This is a genomic window from Micromonospora sp. WMMB482 (genome assembly GCF_019038635.1).
Lineage (GTDB): Bacteria > Actinomycetota > Actinomycetes > Mycobacteriales > Micromonosporaceae > Micromonospora > Micromonospora marina.
In genome coordinates, this window is record NZ_JAHOPD010000020.1 from 308,502 (window position 1) to 323,265 (window position 14,764).

Annotated in this window: 14 protein-coding genes and 1 pseudogene; 6 read left to right on the forward strand and 9 right to left on the reverse strand. The window is 69.3% G+C overall.

All coding sequences use genetic code 11. The features are described 5' to 3' along the window. Window positions 1–81 precede the first annotated feature (81 nt). Window positions 82–1,611 carry a 30S ribosomal protein S1 gene (gene rpsA, locus KSK32_RS02220; RefSeq protein ID WP_216928195.1) on the reverse strand — a complete coding sequence of 510 codons (1,530 nt, stop codon included), beginning with the start codon at window positions 1,609–1,611 and terminating at the stop codon, window positions 82–84. A gap of 312 nt (window positions 1,612–1,923) precedes the next feature. Here rpsA and KSK32_RS02225 point away from each other — a divergent pair, with 312 nt between their 5' ends. From KSK32_RS02225 to KSK32_RS02245, 5 genes and pseudogenes are all read left to right on the forward strand, one after another. After that, a complete protein-coding gene (locus KSK32_RS02225; protein WP_216928196.1) occupies window positions 1,924–2,727 on the forward strand; it encodes a class I SAM-dependent methyltransferase in 804 nt (267 codons plus the stop codon). Between the two features lie 131 nt (window positions 2,728–2,858). Further along, entirely contained in the window at window positions 2,859–3,386 is a 528-nt protein-coding gene (locus KSK32_RS02230) for a Uma2 family endonuclease (RefSeq protein ID WP_216928197.1), read from the forward strand. Window positions 3,387–3,427: 41 nt separating this feature from the next. Further along, window positions 3,428–3,646, forward strand: a complete 219-nt coding sequence (locus KSK32_RS02235) for a DUF2945 domain-containing protein (RefSeq protein ID WP_030503817.1) — start codon at window positions 3,428–3,430, stop codon at window positions 3,644–3,646. Next, window positions 3,633–3,977: pseudogene (locus KSK32_RS02240) on the forward strand (DUF3140 domain-containing protein); the annotation flags it as partial. The gene KSK32_RS02235 and the pseudogene KSK32_RS02240, both read left to right, overlap by 14 nt. A 43-nt stretch (window positions 3,978–4,020) precedes the next feature. After that, window positions 4,021–4,887, forward strand: coding sequence for a CPBP family intramembrane glutamic endopeptidase (locus tag KSK32_RS02245; protein ID WP_216928199.1), 867 nt, complete (start codon window positions 4,021–4,023; stop codon window positions 4,885–4,887). A 14-nt stretch (window positions 4,888–4,901) separates the two neighbouring features. Here KSK32_RS02245 and polA read toward each other — a convergent pair whose 3' ends face one another. After that, window positions 4,902–7,601, reverse strand: coding sequence for a DNA polymerase I (gene polA, locus KSK32_RS02250; RefSeq protein WP_216928200.1), 2,700 nt, complete (start codon window positions 7,599–7,601; stop codon window positions 4,902–4,904). Between the two features lie 230 nt (window positions 7,602–7,831). Between polA and KSK32_RS02255 the strand changes: the two genes are divergently transcribed. Then, window positions 7,832–8,308, forward strand: coding sequence for a hypothetical protein (locus KSK32_RS02255; RefSeq protein ID WP_184975548.1), 477 nt, complete (start codon window positions 7,832–7,834; stop codon window positions 8,306–8,308). Window positions 8,309–8,376: 68 nt separating this feature from the next. Here the strand turns inward: KSK32_RS02255 and KSK32_RS02260 are convergent, their stop codons facing one another. Genes KSK32_RS02260 through KSK32_RS02290 form a run of 7 tightly spaced genes read right to left on the reverse strand, consistent with a single transcriptional unit; the run spans window position 8,377 to window position 14,728 of the window. Then, the gene (locus KSK32_RS02260; RefSeq protein WP_196806696.1) at window positions 8,377–9,129 is read right to left on the reverse strand and encodes an amino acid ABC transporter ATP-binding protein; all 753 of its coding nucleotides are present in this window, start codon (window positions 9,127–9,129) and stop codon (window positions 8,377–8,379) included. A gap of 53 nt (window positions 9,130–9,182) precedes the next feature. Continuing rightward, entirely contained in the window at window positions 9,183–10,160 is a 978-nt protein-coding gene (locus tag KSK32_RS02265; protein ID WP_216928201.1) for an amino acid ABC transporter permease, read from the reverse strand. Between the two features lie 4 nt (window positions 10,161–10,164). Next, on the reverse strand, window positions 10,165–11,070 hold the full coding sequence (locus KSK32_RS02270) for an ABC transporter substrate-binding protein (protein ID WP_216928202.1): 906 nt from the start codon (window positions 11,068–11,070) through the stop codon (window positions 10,165–10,167). 33 nt (window positions 11,071–11,103) lie between these two features. Then, window positions 11,104–11,814: an ABC transporter ATP-binding protein gene (locus tag KSK32_RS02275; protein WP_018785174.1), complete on the reverse strand. Its 711-nt coding sequence runs from the start codon at window positions 11,812–11,814 to the stop codon at window positions 11,104–11,106. Continuing rightward, on the reverse strand, window positions 11,804–12,649 hold the full coding sequence (locus tag KSK32_RS02280; protein WP_374226690.1) for an ABC transporter ATP-binding protein: 846 nt from the start codon (window positions 12,647–12,649) through the stop codon (window positions 11,804–11,806). Before KSK32_RS02280 ends, KSK32_RS02275 begins: the two co-directional genes overlap by 11 nt. Beyond that, window positions 12,642–13,781, reverse strand: coding sequence for a branched-chain amino acid ABC transporter permease (locus KSK32_RS02285; RefSeq protein ID WP_216928203.1), 1,140 nt, complete (start codon window positions 13,779–13,781; stop codon window positions 12,642–12,644). Before KSK32_RS02285 ends, KSK32_RS02280 begins: the two co-directional genes overlap by 8 nt. Continuing rightward, entirely contained in the window at window positions 13,778–14,728 is a 951-nt protein-coding gene (locus KSK32_RS02290) for a branched-chain amino acid ABC transporter permease (protein ID WP_216928204.1), read from the reverse strand. Before KSK32_RS02290 ends, KSK32_RS02285 begins: the two co-directional genes overlap by 4 nt. Window positions 14,729–14,764: the final 36 nt, after the last annotated feature.

Below are 14,764 nucleotides of genomic sequence, written 5' to 3' on the forward strand. Positions count from 1 at the left end.
GGTGCGGAACGCGGGGACGGGGCCCGTCGTCAGAGGCGGTCGCCGGTTCGTCCGGTGGGACGAACGGGCGTCAGCGTCCGGTCACTTGCCGCCGGCGAGCTTCTCCCGCAGCGCGGCGAGCGCCTCGTCGGTCGCGAGCGTGCCGGCCGGCTCCTCGGCCTGACGGCTCGGGGCCGAGGTCGAGGTGGTGGTGCCGCCGGTGGCGGGCGGAGCCGGGTTGGCAGCGGCCTCGGCGTCGGCGGCGCGGGAGGTCTGCACCTGCTTGGTGTGGGCCTCCCAGCGCTGACGCGCCTCGGCGTACTGCTGCTCCCAGGTCTCGCGCTGCTTGTCGTAGCCCTCGAGCCACTCGCCCGTCTCCGGGTCGAAGCCCTCCGGGTAGATGTAGTTGCCCTGGTCGTCGTACGTCGCGGCCATGCCGTAGAGGGTCGGGTCGAAGTGCTCCTCGCCCTCGACGAAGCCCTCGTTGGCCTGCTTGAGCGACAGCGAGATCCGGCGGCGCTCCAGGTCGATGTCGATGACCTTGACCATGACCTCGGAGCCGACCTGCACGACCTGCTCCGGGATCTCCACGTGGCGCTCGGCCAGCTCGGAGATGTGGACCAGGCCCTCGATGCCGTCGTCCACGCGGACGAACGCACCGAACGGCACCAGCTTGGTGACCTTACCCGGCACGATCTGCTGGATCGCGTGGGTGCGGGCGAACTGACGCCACGGGTCCTCCTGCGTCGCCTTCAGCGACAGCGAGACCCGCTCGCGGTCCAGGTCGACGTCCAGGACCTCGACCTCGACCTCCTGGCCCACCTCGACGACCTCGGACGGGTGGTCGATGTGCTTCCAGGACAGCTCGGAGACGTGCACGAGGCCGTCCACGCCGCCCAGGTCGACGAACGCGCCGAAGTTGACGATCGAGGAGACGACGCCCTTGCGGACCTGCCCCTTCTGGAGCTTGTTGAGGAACTCGGTGCGCACCTCGGACTGCGTCTGCTCCAGCCAGGCACGGCGGGACAGGACCACGTTGTTGCGGTTCTTGTCCAGCTCGATGATCTTGGCTTCGAGCTCGCGGCCGACGTACGGCTGCAGGTCACGCACACGCCGCATCTCGACGAGCGACGCGGGCAGGAAGCCGCGCAGGCCGATGTCGAGGATGAGACCACCCTTGACGACCTCGATGACCGAGCCGCGGACGACACCGTCCTCGTCCTTGATCTTCTCGATCGTGCCCCAGGCCCGCTCGTACTGCGCCCGCTTCTTGGAGAGGATCAGCCGACCCTCCTTGTCCTCCTTCTGGAGGACGAGGGCCTCGATGTGGTCACCCACCGAAACGACCTCGGCCGGGTCCACGTCGTGCTTGATCGACAGCTCCCGAGAGGGGATGACACCCTCGGTCTTGTAGCCGATGTCGAGCAGGACCTCGTCCCGATCGACCTTGACGACGGTGCCTTCGACAATGTCGCCGTCGTTGAAGTACTTGATGGTCTCGTCGATCGCGGCGAGGAAAGCTTCCTCAGAGCCGAGGTCGTCGTGGGTGACCTTGTTGGCGCTCGAGGTGGCCTCGATGCTGCTCGTCATGTGGGCGGTTGCTCCGGTCGGATGGGTTGTCACAGCGGGCATGGGTGTCGCGGTGACTCTTCCGCGCCAGCGGATCCGTCGCCGGGCACACCGAACGATCGACGCAAGAAGATCATTAGTGGCTCCGGTGACCGCGCACCTGCTCCCTGCCGAGGCACACGATCCGCGAGCGCATCGTCTAGCCTACCCGCTGCATTACCACAGCGTGCAAGCCCTCCCGGGTCCGTGCGAACTCATCCGCTGCGAAAGCGGAGATTTTGCGCGGTAAGGTGCCACAGCTGTCTCGTCCGTCACATGCGCCCCAACCGCCACCCCACCCGACCGGGCCGGCGCCGCCGGACCTAGCGTGGACGGGTGGACGACGACAGGGTGACCCGCCGACGGGTCGACGCGCGCGAGATCCGCCGCGCCAACCGCGGCTGGTGGGACACCGACGCCGACGCGTACCAGGCCGAGCACGGCGCGTTCCTCGGCGACGCCGACTTCGTCTGGTGCCCCGAAGGGCTGCGCGAGTCCGACGCCCGGCTGCTCGGCGACGTGGCCGGGCGGCGGATCCTCGAACTTGGCGCCGGGGCGGCCGCCGCCGCCCGCTGGCTCGCCGCCCAGGGCGCCCGGCCGGTCGCGCTGGACCTGTCCGCCGGCATGTTGCGGCACGCCGCCGAGGCCGCCGGCCGCACCGGGGTACGCGTGCCGCTGGTGCAGGCCGACGCGCTCGCGCTGCCCTTCGCCGACGAGGCGTTCGACACCGTCTGCACGGCGTTCGGCGCGATCCCGTTCGTGGACGACTCGGCGGCGGCGATGCGCGAGGTGGCCCGGGTGCTGCGCCCCGGCGGCCGGTGGGTCTTCTCGGTCACCCACCCGATGCGCTGGATCTTCCTGGACGACCCGGGCGAGGGCGGGCTGACCGCCGTGCACTCGTACTTCGACCGCTCGCCCTACGTCGAGCAGGACGAGCACGGCGTGGCCACGTACGTCGAGCAGCACCGCACCCTGGGCGACCGGATCCGGGAGCTGGTCGGCGCCGGGTTCCGCCTGCTGGACCTGGTGGAGCCGGAGTGGCCGGCCGGGCACGAGGGGGTCTGGGGCCAGTGGAGCCCGCTGCGCGGGAGGCTGTTCCCCGGCACCGCGATCTTCGTGGCCGAGAAGCCGGCCCGCTGACGCCGGACGGACGCGCGGTGCGATCTGGCCGGCGGTGACGCCCCCATGCTGCCCTGGTGAGCGCCGAGCCGATCGCCACACCAACCTCTCCATGGCGTCCGGACCCGCTTCGGCAACAGTGTGCCGACCACATGGTGGAGGAGTTGCTGACGCTGCCGCCCGACGCACCCCGCGTCGAACTGGTCGACGGCGTCATCCACGTGACGCCCTTGCCTACTCTCCACCACCAGGACATCGCCGGCCTGCTGACCTGGTGGCTACGATCCCACGTGCCGGCGCATCTGCGTGCGACCCAGGCGGTGAGCGTCGGGTTGGACGTCGACGCCAGCCGCCGACCGGACGTCCTGCTCCACCGCGCCGAACTGCCGTCCGACTGCTGGCTGCTACGGCCGGCGGACGTCGTCCTGGCCGTCGAGATCGTCTCCCCCGGCACCCGGCGGGTCGACCGGTTCGCCAAGCCGGGCGAGTACGCCGCCGCCGGGATCCCGTTCTACTGGCGGATCGAGCAGGATCCGGTGCACCTCTACGCGTACCGCCTCGGTGATCGGATCGGCCCGGGCGGCGAGCGGCAGTACGAGCTGGTGGACGACGGCAGCGAGGTGATCGAGCTGTCCGAGCCCTTCGCGATCAAGCTGCCGGTCGCGGAGATCCGGCCCTGACCACGCCGTTACTCGGTATCCACTCCGGGTAACCGGGCGGCATGGCCGAGAAGGAGTTCCGCGCCGGCGACCACGTCTCCTGGGCCAGCCACAGCGGCCGGGCGTACGGCGTCGTCAAGGAGAAGCTGACCGAGCGCACCCACGTACGCGGGCACACCGTGAACGCCTCGCCCGAGCAGCCGCAGTACCGGATCACCAACGACGACTCGGGCCGCGACGTCGCCCACCGCCCGGAGGTGCTTCGCCATGAGTCGCGCTGAGGACCCGCAGCAGACGTACCGGGAGTTCACCGACGCGGTGAACATGAAGCCGGGCGAGCTGACCCGCTGGCTGGAGACCGAGGAGTCCAAGCACGTCGGCTGGCACAAGAAGGGCACCAAGGGCGGCGAGTCGGTCGGGCACGACTCCGGCCGCCGGATCGTCGACCTGCTGCGCCGCAAGCGCGCCGACCTCACCGCCGCCGACTACAAGCACATGCGCAAGGTGATCGGGTACGTGCACCGCCACCTGGCGCAACGCCCCTCCGGCGACGTCCGGGAGACCAGGTGGCGCTGGTCGTTGATGAACTGGGGGCACGACCCGCTCAAGGGCTGAGCCGCCGGTCCGTTCGCCGCGCGTTGGTACCGTGCCGGCGATGACGACAGACGTCTCGACCGCCGGCCGTCATCCCCGCGCCGGACAGGTGGTCCTCCTGGCCGGCCTCGGGATCGTCGTCGTCTCGGCGGTCCTCCTGGTGGCGACCGGCAACATCGGCATCAGGTACAGCGCCGACCACAACGGCACCGTACCGATGTGGAGCCGGTGGATCCCGGCGGTGGCCGGCATCGCGCTGATCCGGCTGATCCCACCCGCGGCCGATCCGAGGTGGCCGGACCCGGTGGCGCCGTACCGCGAGGCGGTGCCGCTGCTGCTGGCCGGGATCGCGTTCGCCGCCGTCATGCCGATGCTGGGCGGCGAACCGGCGTACACCGTGGTGAAGCTGGCGCTGCTGCTCGGCGTACCGGCGGTGGTGTTCCTGGCCGCGCGCCGGTGGCCGCCGCGGTGGCGGCCGGGGCCGGCCCCGGCGGACGCCGCCCACCGGTGGGGTCCGGCACTGCCGGTGGCGGTGTGGCTGGTGCTCAGCTACGCGACGCCGCTGGCCGTGCCGGCCAGCGACTGGGGGCGGACGTTCCGACCGGTGACGCTCGTCGTCATCCTGCTGGCCGGCTTCGCGGTGAACGCGCTGCTGGAGGAGGTCTTCTATCGGCGGTGGCTGCAGACCCGGTGGGAGTCGCTGCTGGGCCGCTGGCCGGCGATCGTGCTCGTGTCGCTGGTATGGGCGGCCTGGCACGTGGCCATCCAGGGCACCGGACGGCCCGGAGTCGACCTGGCCACTGTGGTCGTCAACCACGGCGTGCTCGGGTTGTTCCTCGGCTACCTGTGGTCCCGGTACCGCCGGATGTGGCCGCTGCTCGTGGTGCACGGGGCGCTCAACGCGATGCCCGCCCTGCTCGGTCTCTGACCGAGCAGGACGGGTCAGTGGTCGGCGCTGTTCCAGTCGCGGCCGTCGCCCACCGAGACCTCCAGCGGCACCGACAGCGGGTACGCCTCGCCCATCTGCTTGCGCACCAGCGCCTCCAGCGTCTCCCGCTCGCCCGGGGCGACCTCGAAGACCAGTTCGTCGTGCACCTGCAGCAGCATCCGCGAGCGCAGCCCGGCGTCGCGCAGCGCGCTGTCGACGTGCAGCATCGCGACCTTGATGATGTCGGCCGCCGAACCCTGGATCGGGGCGTTGAGCGCCATCCGCTCGGCCATCTCCCGGCGCTGCCGGTTGTCGCTGACCAGGTCGGGCAGGTAGCGGCGGCGGCCCAGGATGGTGGAGGTGTAGCCGTCCTGGCGGGCGCGGGCCACCACCTCCTGGAGGTAGTCGCGGACCCCGCCGAACCCGGCGAAGTAGTTCTCCATCAGCCCGCGCGCCTCCTCGGCGCTGATGCCGAGCTGCTGGGACAGGCCGAACGCGCTGAGCCCGTACGCCAGGCCGTAGTTCATCGCCTTGATCTTGCGGCGCTGGTCGGCGGTGACGTCCCCGACCTCGACGGTGAAGACGGAGGACGCGGTGGCGGCGTGGAAGTCGTGCCCGGAGTTGAACGCCTCGATCAGCGCGTCGTCCGACGACAGGTGCGCCATGATCCGCATCTCGATCTGGCTGTAGTCGGCGGTCAGCAGGCACTCGTAGCCCTCGCCGACCACGAACGCGCGCCGGATCCGCCGCCCCTCCTCGGTGCGGATCGGGATGTTCTGCAGGTTCGGCTCGGTGGAGGACAGCCGCCCGGTCGCCGCCACCGTCTGGTTGAACGTGGTGTGGATCCGGCCGTCGTCGGAGACGGACTTGAGCAGCCCGTCGACAGTCGACTTGAGCTTCGCCACGTCGCGATGGCGCAGCAGGTGGTGCAGCAGCGGGTGCTCGGTCTGCGCGTAGAGCCACTGGAGCGCGTCGGCGTCGGTGGTGTAGCCGGTCTTGATCCGCTTGGTCTTGGGCAGACCCAGCTCGGTGAACAGGATCTCCTGCAACTGCTTCGGCGACCCCAGGTTGAACTCCCGGCCGACCACCTCGTACGCGCCCTGGGCGGCGGCCTTCACCTCGGCGGCGAAGTGCGCCTCCAGCTCGGAGAGGTAGTCGGTGTCGGCGGCGATGCCGGTGCGTTCCATGGTGGCGAGCACCCGCATCAGCGGCAGCTCCACCCCGGCCATCAGCCGCGCCGACTGCTCGCCGTCGCGGGACAGCTCGGCGTCGATCGCGTCGGCCAGGTCGAGCGTCGCGCGGGCCTGGAGCATCAGGTTCTGCTCGGCCACACCCTCGTCGCCGAGCCCGTCGAGGGTGAGCTGACCGGTCTCCGGCGCGTCGACGCGCAGCTCCCGGTGCAGGTAGCGCAGCGCCAGGTCGGTCAGGTCGTACGAGCGCTGGTCGGGGCGGGCGAGGTAGGCGGCGATCTGGGTGTCGCGGGCGATGCCCTGAAGCTCCCAGCCGTGGGCGGCGAACGCCAGCACCGCCGGCTTGCTGTCGTGCAGCACCTTCGGGCGCTCGGCGTCGGCCAGCCACCCGGCCAGCGCGGCCTCGTCGTCGGCGTCCAGCCGGCTCGGGTCGAACCAGGCACCCGCGCCGGCGGCGGTGGCCAGCGCCATCCCGGTCACCGTGGCGGCGTGCCGGCGGTTGGGGCCGGTGTCGAGCGTCACCGCCAGGCCCACCGGTGCGCCCGCCGGTGCGTGCGTGCCGAGCCAGCCCGCGAGCGCGCCCGGCTCGGTGAGCACCTCGCCGGCCAGGTCGAAGCCCGCCTCGGCCTCCGGCTCGACCGCTTCGAGGTATTGGTAGAGCCGGTCGCGCAGGATGCGGAACTGGAGCGTGTCGAAGACCTGGTGCACCGCTTCGCGGTCCCAGCCCTGCCAGCGGGCGTCCTCGGGGCGGACCGGCAGCTCAAGGTCGGAGACCAGGCAGTTGATCTCGTAGTTGCGAATCACGTCGGCCAGCCGCTCGCGCAGGCTGTCGCCGGCCTTGCCCTTGATCTCGTCGGCGCGGGCCACCACGCCCTCGACGCCGCCGTACAGGTTGATCCACTTGGCTGCGGTCTTCGGGCCGACGCCGGGCACCCCCGGCAGGTTGTCGCTGGTCTCGCCGACCAGCGCGGCCAGGTCGCGGTAGCGGTCCGGGGTGACGCCGTACTTCGCCTCGACCGCGGCCGGGTCCATCCGGGCCAGGTCGGAGACGCCCTTGCGCGGGTAGAGCACCGTGACCCGCTCGCCGACGAGCTGGAACGCGTCCCGGTCGCCGGTGGTGATCAGCACGTCCATGCCCTGGTCGCGGGCCTGACAGGCGAGCGTGGCGATGACGTCGTCGGCCTCGTAGCCCTCCTTCTCGACCACCGGCACGCGCAGCGCGGCGAGGACCTCCTTGACCAGGCTGACCTGACCCTTGAAGTCGGTCGGGGTCTCGCTGCGGCCGGCCTTGTACTCGGAGTACTTCTCGGTGCGGAAGGAGCGGCGGGAGACGTCGAACGCCACGACGATGTGCGTCGGCTGCTCGTCGCGCAGCACGTTGATCAGCATCGAGGTGAAGCCGTAGACGGCGTTCGTCGGCTGCCCCGTGGTGGTGGAGAAGTTCTCCACAGGCAGGGCGAAGAACGCCCGGTATGCCAGGGAATGTCCGTCGACGAGGAGCAGGCGCGGCGTCGTAGCTGTCACGGCTGCGACTCTAGTCCGTACGCCCGACAGAGCTGACAACAACAAGGCCCGACACGTGACACTCCGTCACCCAGCTTTCTGGGCCGCACGACCACCGGAGCTGCCCTCCACTCGCGCCCATAGCAATGCGGATACCGCATCTCCGCCTCAACAACAACCCTGCCCCAAGGTTGACTCCGGCCAATACCTCGCCCTACCTTCATCAGCAACCACCAGGAAGTGGAGGAAACATGCGGGGAAAGTTGGCCATCGCAAGTATTGCAGGCTTACTTGCAGTGTCACTGCAGAGCACTCCAGCAACTGCGGCTGAACAGCAGCTTCAAGGAAGGGCGGAGATCTCGTCGGTGATGCCGACGCCGGACTCATCCGTCAGGCCGTACGGCGAATGCACCCTGATCGTCGTTTGCGGGACGGTCTGGAACTTCCTTCCCAGCTACTACTCCATCAAGGTTGCGCGTTTCGGCGTCGGCACATCCAGTTGTGCCACCTGGAACGCCGGCACCCAGAAGTGCACCATATACAGCCTGCCTAGCAACAAATCGAGCAAGGATATTGGAATCGCGGACGCCGACGGCTACACAAACAGTAGCGGATGGTACTACACGGGCGGGACAAAGCGAAGCGCCAATGTCTGGACGAAAATAACAGACGCCCAATCAGCAACTTGCGTGGAACAGCGAGTTGGGGCTGTCTGCACCATCAACTAGTTTAGTGTTCGGATAGAGTTGACCTCAGGGCGGACTGGGAGGAATTTCACCAGTCCGCCCTGAGATGACTAGAGCACCTTGGCCAGGAACGCCTTGGTCCGCTCGTGCTGCGGCGCCGAGATCACCTCGCGCGGGTCGCCCTGCTCGACCACCACGCCGCCGTCCATGAACACGAGATGGTCGCCCACCTCCCGGGCGAAGCCGATCTCGTGGGTCACCACGATCATCGTCATGCCGTCGCGGGCCAGGTCCTTCATCGTGTCCAGCACCTCGCCCACCAGCTCGGGGTCGAGCGCGCTGGTCGGCTCGTCGAACAGCATCAGCTTCGGCCGCATGGCCAGCGCCCGGGCGATCGCCACCCGCTGCTGCTGGCCGCCGGAGAGCTGACCGGGGTACGCGCCGAGCTTGTCGCCCAGCCCCACCCGGTCCAGCAGCTGCGCGGCGTGCTCCCGGGCCTGCGCCTTCTTGGCCTGGCGCAGCAGCACCGGCGCCTCGGTGACGTTCTGCAGCACCGTCATGTGCGGGAACAGGTTGAACCGCTGGAACACCATGCCGATGGCGCGGCGCTGCGCGGCCACCTCCTTGTCCCGCATCTCGTAGAGCTTGCCGCCGCGCTCCCGGTAGCCGATCAGGTCGCCGTCGACCCGGATCCGGCCGGCGTCGATCTTCTCCAGGTGGTTGATGCAGCGCAGGAACGTCGACTTGCCGGAGCCGGAGGGCCCGAGCAGGCAGCACACCTCGCCGGAGCGGACCTCCAGGTCGATGCCCTTGAGCACCTCCAGCGGCCCGAACGACTTGTGCACCTGCTCGGCCCGCACCATCAGCCCGGACTCGGCCGCCGGCACGGTGGTCTGCGTGGGCACGATCAGCTCGCTCACTTCACCACCCCCGCGCCGCCGCCGGTCTCGGCCGTCATCCCCCGCAGCTTCAGCCGGGCCCGGCCGCTCACGCCGTAGCCCTTGCCGAAGTGGCGTTCCAGGTAGTACTGGCCGACCAGCAGGATGCTGGTCAGGAACAGGTACCACAGGCACGCCGCGACGTACATCGGAAAGATCTGGAAAGTCCGTTTGCCGACGGCGTCGAGCTGGAAGAACAGCTCCACGCTCACCGGTACGTAGAGCAGCAGGGACGTGTCCTTGAGCATGGCGATGGTCTCGTTGCCGGTCGGCGGGATGATCACCCGCATCGCCTGCGGCAGCACCACCCGGCGCAGCAGCTGGGCGCGGCTCAGGCCGAGCGCCTGGGCGGCCTCGGTCTGGCCGGGGTCCACCGACTGGATGCCGGCCCGGACGATCTCCGCCATGTACGCGGCCTCGGAGAGCGCGAGGCCGAGCAGACCGGCCATGAAGCCGGTGAGGATGTCCCGGGACGAGAACCCGAACAGCCGCAGTTGCAGGTTGTCGATGCCGAACAGCTGGCCGATCTGGGTGTCGAACGGCACCCCGAACTCGACCCGGCTCCACAGGATGCCGATGTTGCCGAAGACGGCCAGCAGCACCAGCCGGGGCACGGCCCGGAAGAACCAGGTGTAGAGCCAGGCCACGCCGCGCAGGATCGGGTTGTCCGACAGCCGCATCACCGCGATCACCACGCCGAGCGTGACGCCGATCAGCATTGCGCTGACGGTCATCAACACGGTGCCGCGCAGCAGCCCCTCGATGATCGGCGGCCGGAACATTCTGCCGACCATGAAGGACCAGTTGAAGGCCTCGTTCGTGACCAGCAGGTGGACGAACATCGCGGCCAGGACGGAGAGCACCGCCACCGCGACCCATCGTCCGGGGTGCCGCACGGGCACGGCCTTGATCGGTTCCGGCCGTGCCCGTGCGGTTGTCGCTTCCTCGGTGGTCATGTCGTCACGGGTTGATCGCGGGGTCCGTGATCGCGCCGTCTCCCACCTTCCACTTGTCGAGCACCTGCTTGTACGAGCCGTCGGCGATCACGGCCTTGGTCGCGTCGCGCACCGCCTCGGCCAGCTGCGTCTGCTCCTTGGCCAGCACGTAGCCGTACGGTGCCGCCTCGTACTGCTTGTCCAGCAGCTCCAGGGCGTCGTTGGACTGCGTCACCGCGTACACGCCGACCGGGTAGTCGGCGAGCATGGCGTCGTCCTTGCCGGACACGACGGCGGCGGTGGCGGCGTCCTGACCCGGGAACTGGTCGATGGTGATCGCCGGCTTGCCCGCGTCGGTGCACGCCTTGGACCGCTTCCGGATGTCCTCGACCTGGACCGTGTCCTTCTGGACCGCGATCTTCTTGCCGCAGGCGTTGTCCAGTGCGACCCCGGCCGGGTTGCCCCTCTTGGTCACCCACTGGGTGCCGACCTGGAAGTAGCTGACCATGTTGGCCTGGGCCTTGCGGTCGTCGTTGATGGTGAACGACGAGACGCCGGCCTCGTACTTACCGGAGTTGACGCCGTTGATGATGTCGCCGAACGGCGCCGAGACGAACTCCGCCTCGAGGCCCAGCTTGGCCGCCACGGCGGTGAACAGCTCGACATCGAAGCCGATCACGGTCTTGCCGTCGGTGTCCAGGAACTCCGCCGGGGCATACGTGGAGTCGGTGCCCACCACGATCTTGCCGTCCGACTTGATCGCGTCCGGGACCTTCGCGGCCAGCGCGGCGTCGACCGACGACGAGACGCTGGGGCCGTCACCGGGCTGCGTGGTGCTCTCCTCCTCGCCGCACGCGGCGAGGGAGAGCAGCAGGACGGCCGCACCGGCGACGCCGAGCGCCGCCCGCCGTCCGGGGTTGGGGTGGAACATGGCTGTACTCCTAAGGTGCGAGGGGTCGGTCGGTCAGGCCACGCCGAGGTATGCCTCTTTGACCGAGGGGTCGTGCAGCAGGTCCGTGCCGGTGCCGCTCTTGACGATCCGGCCGGTCTCCAGCACGTACGCCCGGTGGGCGCGCGCCAGCGCCTGCTGGGCGTTCTGCTCCACCAGCAGGATGGTGGTGCCCTGCTGGTTGATCTCCGTGATGATCGTGAAGATCTGCTGGATCAGCATCGGCGCGAGACCCATCGACGGCTCGTCGAGCAGCAGCAGCTTCGGCCGGCTCATCAGCGCCCGGCCGACCGCGAGCATCTGCTGCTCGCCGCCGGAGAGCGTGCCGCCGGCCTGCTTGCGCCGCTCGGCCAGCCGCGGGAACAGGTCCAGCACCCGGGCCAGGTCCTGGGCGATACCGGCCTTGTCGCGCCGGGTGTAGGCACCCATGTCCAGGTTCTCCAGCACCGACATGCCGGGGAAGATGCCCCGGCCCTCGGGCGCCTGGCACAGCCCGCGCCGGACCCGCAGGTCGGCCCGGAGCTTGGTGATGTCCTCACCGGCGAACTTGATCGTGCCGGAGGCGACCGGCCGGATGCCGGAGATCGCCCGCATGGTGGTGGACTTGCCGGCGCCGTTCGCGCCGATCAGCGCGACGATCTCCCCCTCGTCCACGGTCAGGCTGATGCCGTGCAGCGCCTGGATCCGCCCGTAGAGCAGGCTCACGTCCTCGATCTCAAGCAGCATCGTCCGGCACCCCCAGGTACGCCGCGACCACCTTCGGGTTGTCCCGCACCTCGGCGGGCAGCCCTTCGGCGATCTTCTTTCCGAACTCCAGGACCACGATCCGGTCGGTCACGCCCATCACCAGGCGCATGTCGTGCTCGATCAGCAGCACCGTGACGCCCTGATCCCGGATCTGCCGGATGAGCTGGAGCAGCTCCTCCTTCTCCGCCGGGTTGAAGCCGGCCGCCGGCTCGTCCAGGCAGAGCAGCGCCGGGTCGGTGGCCAGCGCACGGGCGATCTCCAGCCGTCGCTGCTCGCCGTAGGACAGGTTGCGGGCGAACTCGTGCATCCGGTTGCTGATGCCGACGAACTCCAGCAGGCGCTCGGCCTTCTCCCGGCCCTCGCGCTCCTCCTTCCAGTGCCGCGGCAGGCGCAGCAGCGCGGAGATCACGCTCGTCTTGTGGTGCGCGTCCGCGCCGACCTGGACGTTCTCCAGCGCGGTCATCTCCGGGAAGAGGCGGATGTTCTGGAACGTACGGGCCATGCCCATCCGGGTGATCTGGTGGCGCTTCTTGCCACTGATCTTCTGGCCCCGGAACCGGATCTGCCCCTCGCTGGGCTGGTAGATGCCGGTCATCGCGTTGAAGCAGGTGGTCTTGCCGGCGCCGTTCGGGCCGATCAGGCCGAGGATCTCACCCTTGTAGAGGGTGAAGTCCACGTCGTTGAGGGCCACCACGCCACCGAACCGCAGCGTGACGTGGTCGACCTCCAGCAACGGCTCCCGCTCGTCGACCGTCTCGACGGCGGGGGCCGCCGCCTGGGCCGGAACGGCCGGGGTCTGCTCGGTGTCACTCACCGACGATCACCTCCTTGCGGCGGTCCTTGAACTCCGCCGCCCGTCGCCGGTTCGGGATCAGGCCCTGCGGCCGGAAGATCATCATTACCACGAGCACCAGACCGAAGAAGAGGAACCGGTACTCGTACAGCTCCACGCCGAACAGCTCGATGCCGCGGAACCGCTCGATCATGTACGCCACCAGGCCGCCGCCGACGATCGCGCCGACGATGTTGCCCGAGCCACCGAAGATGACAGCGGCCAGGATGATGATCGAGTTGAGCAGCTCGAAGTTCTGCGAGTTGACGAAGTTCTGCTTACCGGCGAACAACGCGCCGGCCAGGCCGGCGATCGCCGCGCCGGAGGCGAACGCCCACAGCTTGAACTTGAACGTCGGCACGCCCATCAGCTGGGCCGCGTCCTCGTCCTCCCGGATCGAGATCCAGGCCCGGCCGACCCGGCTGTGGGTCAGGTTCCGCACCCCGATCACCACCAGGATGATCAGCGTGAGCACCAGCCAGTAGTACGGGCGGGCGTCCAGCACGCCGAACCACGGCCGGCCGTCGGCGTACTCGCCGGGCGGGTGCGGGATCTGGTTGAAGCCGCGCTGTCCCTTGAGGAACTCGGAGCTGACCGCCGCGATCCGGATCATCTCGGCGAAGCCGAGCGTCACCAGCGCCAGGTAGTCGCCGCGCAGGCGCAGCGTCGGCGTACCGAGCATGACGCCGGAGACCATGGTCAGGGCGATCGCGATCGGCACCACCAGCAGCCACGGCCACAGCGTCTTGATGTCGCTGCTCGGCGAGGTCAGCACCGCGACCGTGTACGCGCCGACGGCGAAGAAGCCGAAGTAGCCGAGGTCGAGCAGCCCGGCGAAGCCGACCACGATGTTGAGCCCGACCGCCAGCAGCACGTAGATCGAGACCGTGAACATCACCTGGGTGAAGTTCGCTCCCGGAGTCGGGATGGGCCCGAGGTACTGGTAGAACTCCTTGTTCGGCAGCGCGTAGAAGAACGCGATGACCGCGACGAGCAACACCCAGCGCACCCAGCGCGGCGCGTGGTGCCAGCGCTCCGAGATCGCGTGCCGGCCCTGCCGCAGCTTGTCCGCCGCCGTCTCCCGCCGCTCCGGCGGGTCGATGGTGGTCGTCATGCGCGTGCCCTCCCCAGTGATTCGCCGAGCAGACCGGTCGGCCGGAACATCAGCAGCACGACCAGCACCGCGAACGCGGCGAAGTCCTTCCACTGACTACCGAACAGGCCCGCGGCGTAGTTCTCCACGACGCCGAGCAGCAGACCGCCGACGAGCGCGCCGCGCAGGTTGCCGATACCGCCGAGCACCGCCGCGGTGAACGCCTTGAGGCCCAGCAGGAAGCCGACACTGTAGGTGAGCGTCTGGATCCGCACGTCGTAGAGCAGGCCCGCGACGCCGGCCATGGTGCCACCGGCGATGAAGACCATCAGGATGATGCGGTCCTTGTTGACGCCCATCAGGGCCGCCGTGTTGGCGTCCTGGGCCACCGCGCGGATGCCGCGGCCGGTACGGCTGCGGTTGATGAACTGGTCCAGCGCGAACATCATCACCAGCGCGGAACCGACGGTGAGCAGCTGCACCGCGTCGATCGGCACCCCGGCGATGTGGAACAGCGGCTTCGAGCTGACCAGGATGGGCGCGCCCTCCGGCAGACGGCGGGTGTAGACGCCGAACGCCTCGGAGATGGCGATCGACGCACCGATGGCCGTGATGAGGAACGCCAGCGGCGGCGCGTTGCGCTTCCGCAGCGGCCGGTACGCGACCCGCTCGATCACCGTGGCGGTGCCCGCCGAGGCGATGGCCGCCACGATCATCGCCACCAGCAGGTAGAACAGGATCGAGCCGATGCCGCTGACCTGCGAGTTCTGGTCGAGCCCGAAGCCGTTCCAGGTCCAGATCGCGGCGAACGCGCCGGCGATGAAGACCTCGGAGTGGGCGAAGTTGATGAGCCTTAGCACGCCGTACACGAGCGTGTAGCCGAGCGCGACCAGGGCGTAGATGGCGCCCTGCGTCAAGCCGGTCGTGGTGAGTTCTCCGAAGTTGGAGAACAATCCGTCGAAGTCCAAGGGAGGGACGCTCCGTCGCTCAAGAGAAAAAGAGGG

Bases quoted from the DNA above. Each gene is read 5' to 3' on its own strand.
- rpsA (WP_216928195.1), bottom strand. From the start codon at position 1,611: ATGCCCGCTGTGACAACCCATCCGACCGGAGCAACCGCCCACATGACG.
- KSK32_RS02230 (WP_216928197.1), top strand. From the start codon at position 2,859: ATGGTGGAGGAGTTGCTGACGCTGCCGCCCGACGCACCCCGCGTCGAA.
- KSK32_RS02235 (WP_030503817.1), top strand. From the start codon at position 3,428: ATGGCCGAGAAGGAGTTCCGCGCCGGCGACCACGTCTCCTGGGCCAGC.
- KSK32_RS02245 (WP_216928199.1), top strand. From the start codon at position 4,021: ATGACGACAGACGTCTCGACCGCCGGCCGTCATCCCCGCGCCGGACAG.
- KSK32_RS02255 (WP_184975548.1), top strand. From the start codon at position 7,832: ATGCGGGGAAAGTTGGCCATCGCAAGTATTGCAGGCTTACTTGCAGTG.
- KSK32_RS02260 (WP_196806696.1), bottom strand. From the start codon at position 9,129: ATGGTGCGGGCCGAGCAGGTGCACAAGTCGTTCGGGCCGCTGGAGGTG.
- KSK32_RS02265 (WP_216928201.1), bottom strand. From the start codon at position 10,160: ATGACCACCGAGGAAGCGACAACCGCACGGGCACGGCCGGAACCGATC.
- KSK32_RS02270 (WP_216928202.1), bottom strand. From the start codon at position 11,070: ATGTTCCACCCCAACCCCGGACGGCGGGCGGCGCTCGGCGTCGCCGGT.
- KSK32_RS02275 (WP_018785174.1), bottom strand. From the start codon at position 11,814: ATGCTGCTTGAGATCGAGGACGTGAGCCTGCTCTACGGGCGGATCCAG.
- KSK32_RS02285 (WP_216928203.1), bottom strand. From the start codon at position 13,781: ATGACGACCACCATCGACCCGCCGGAGCGGCGGGAGACGGCGGCGGAC.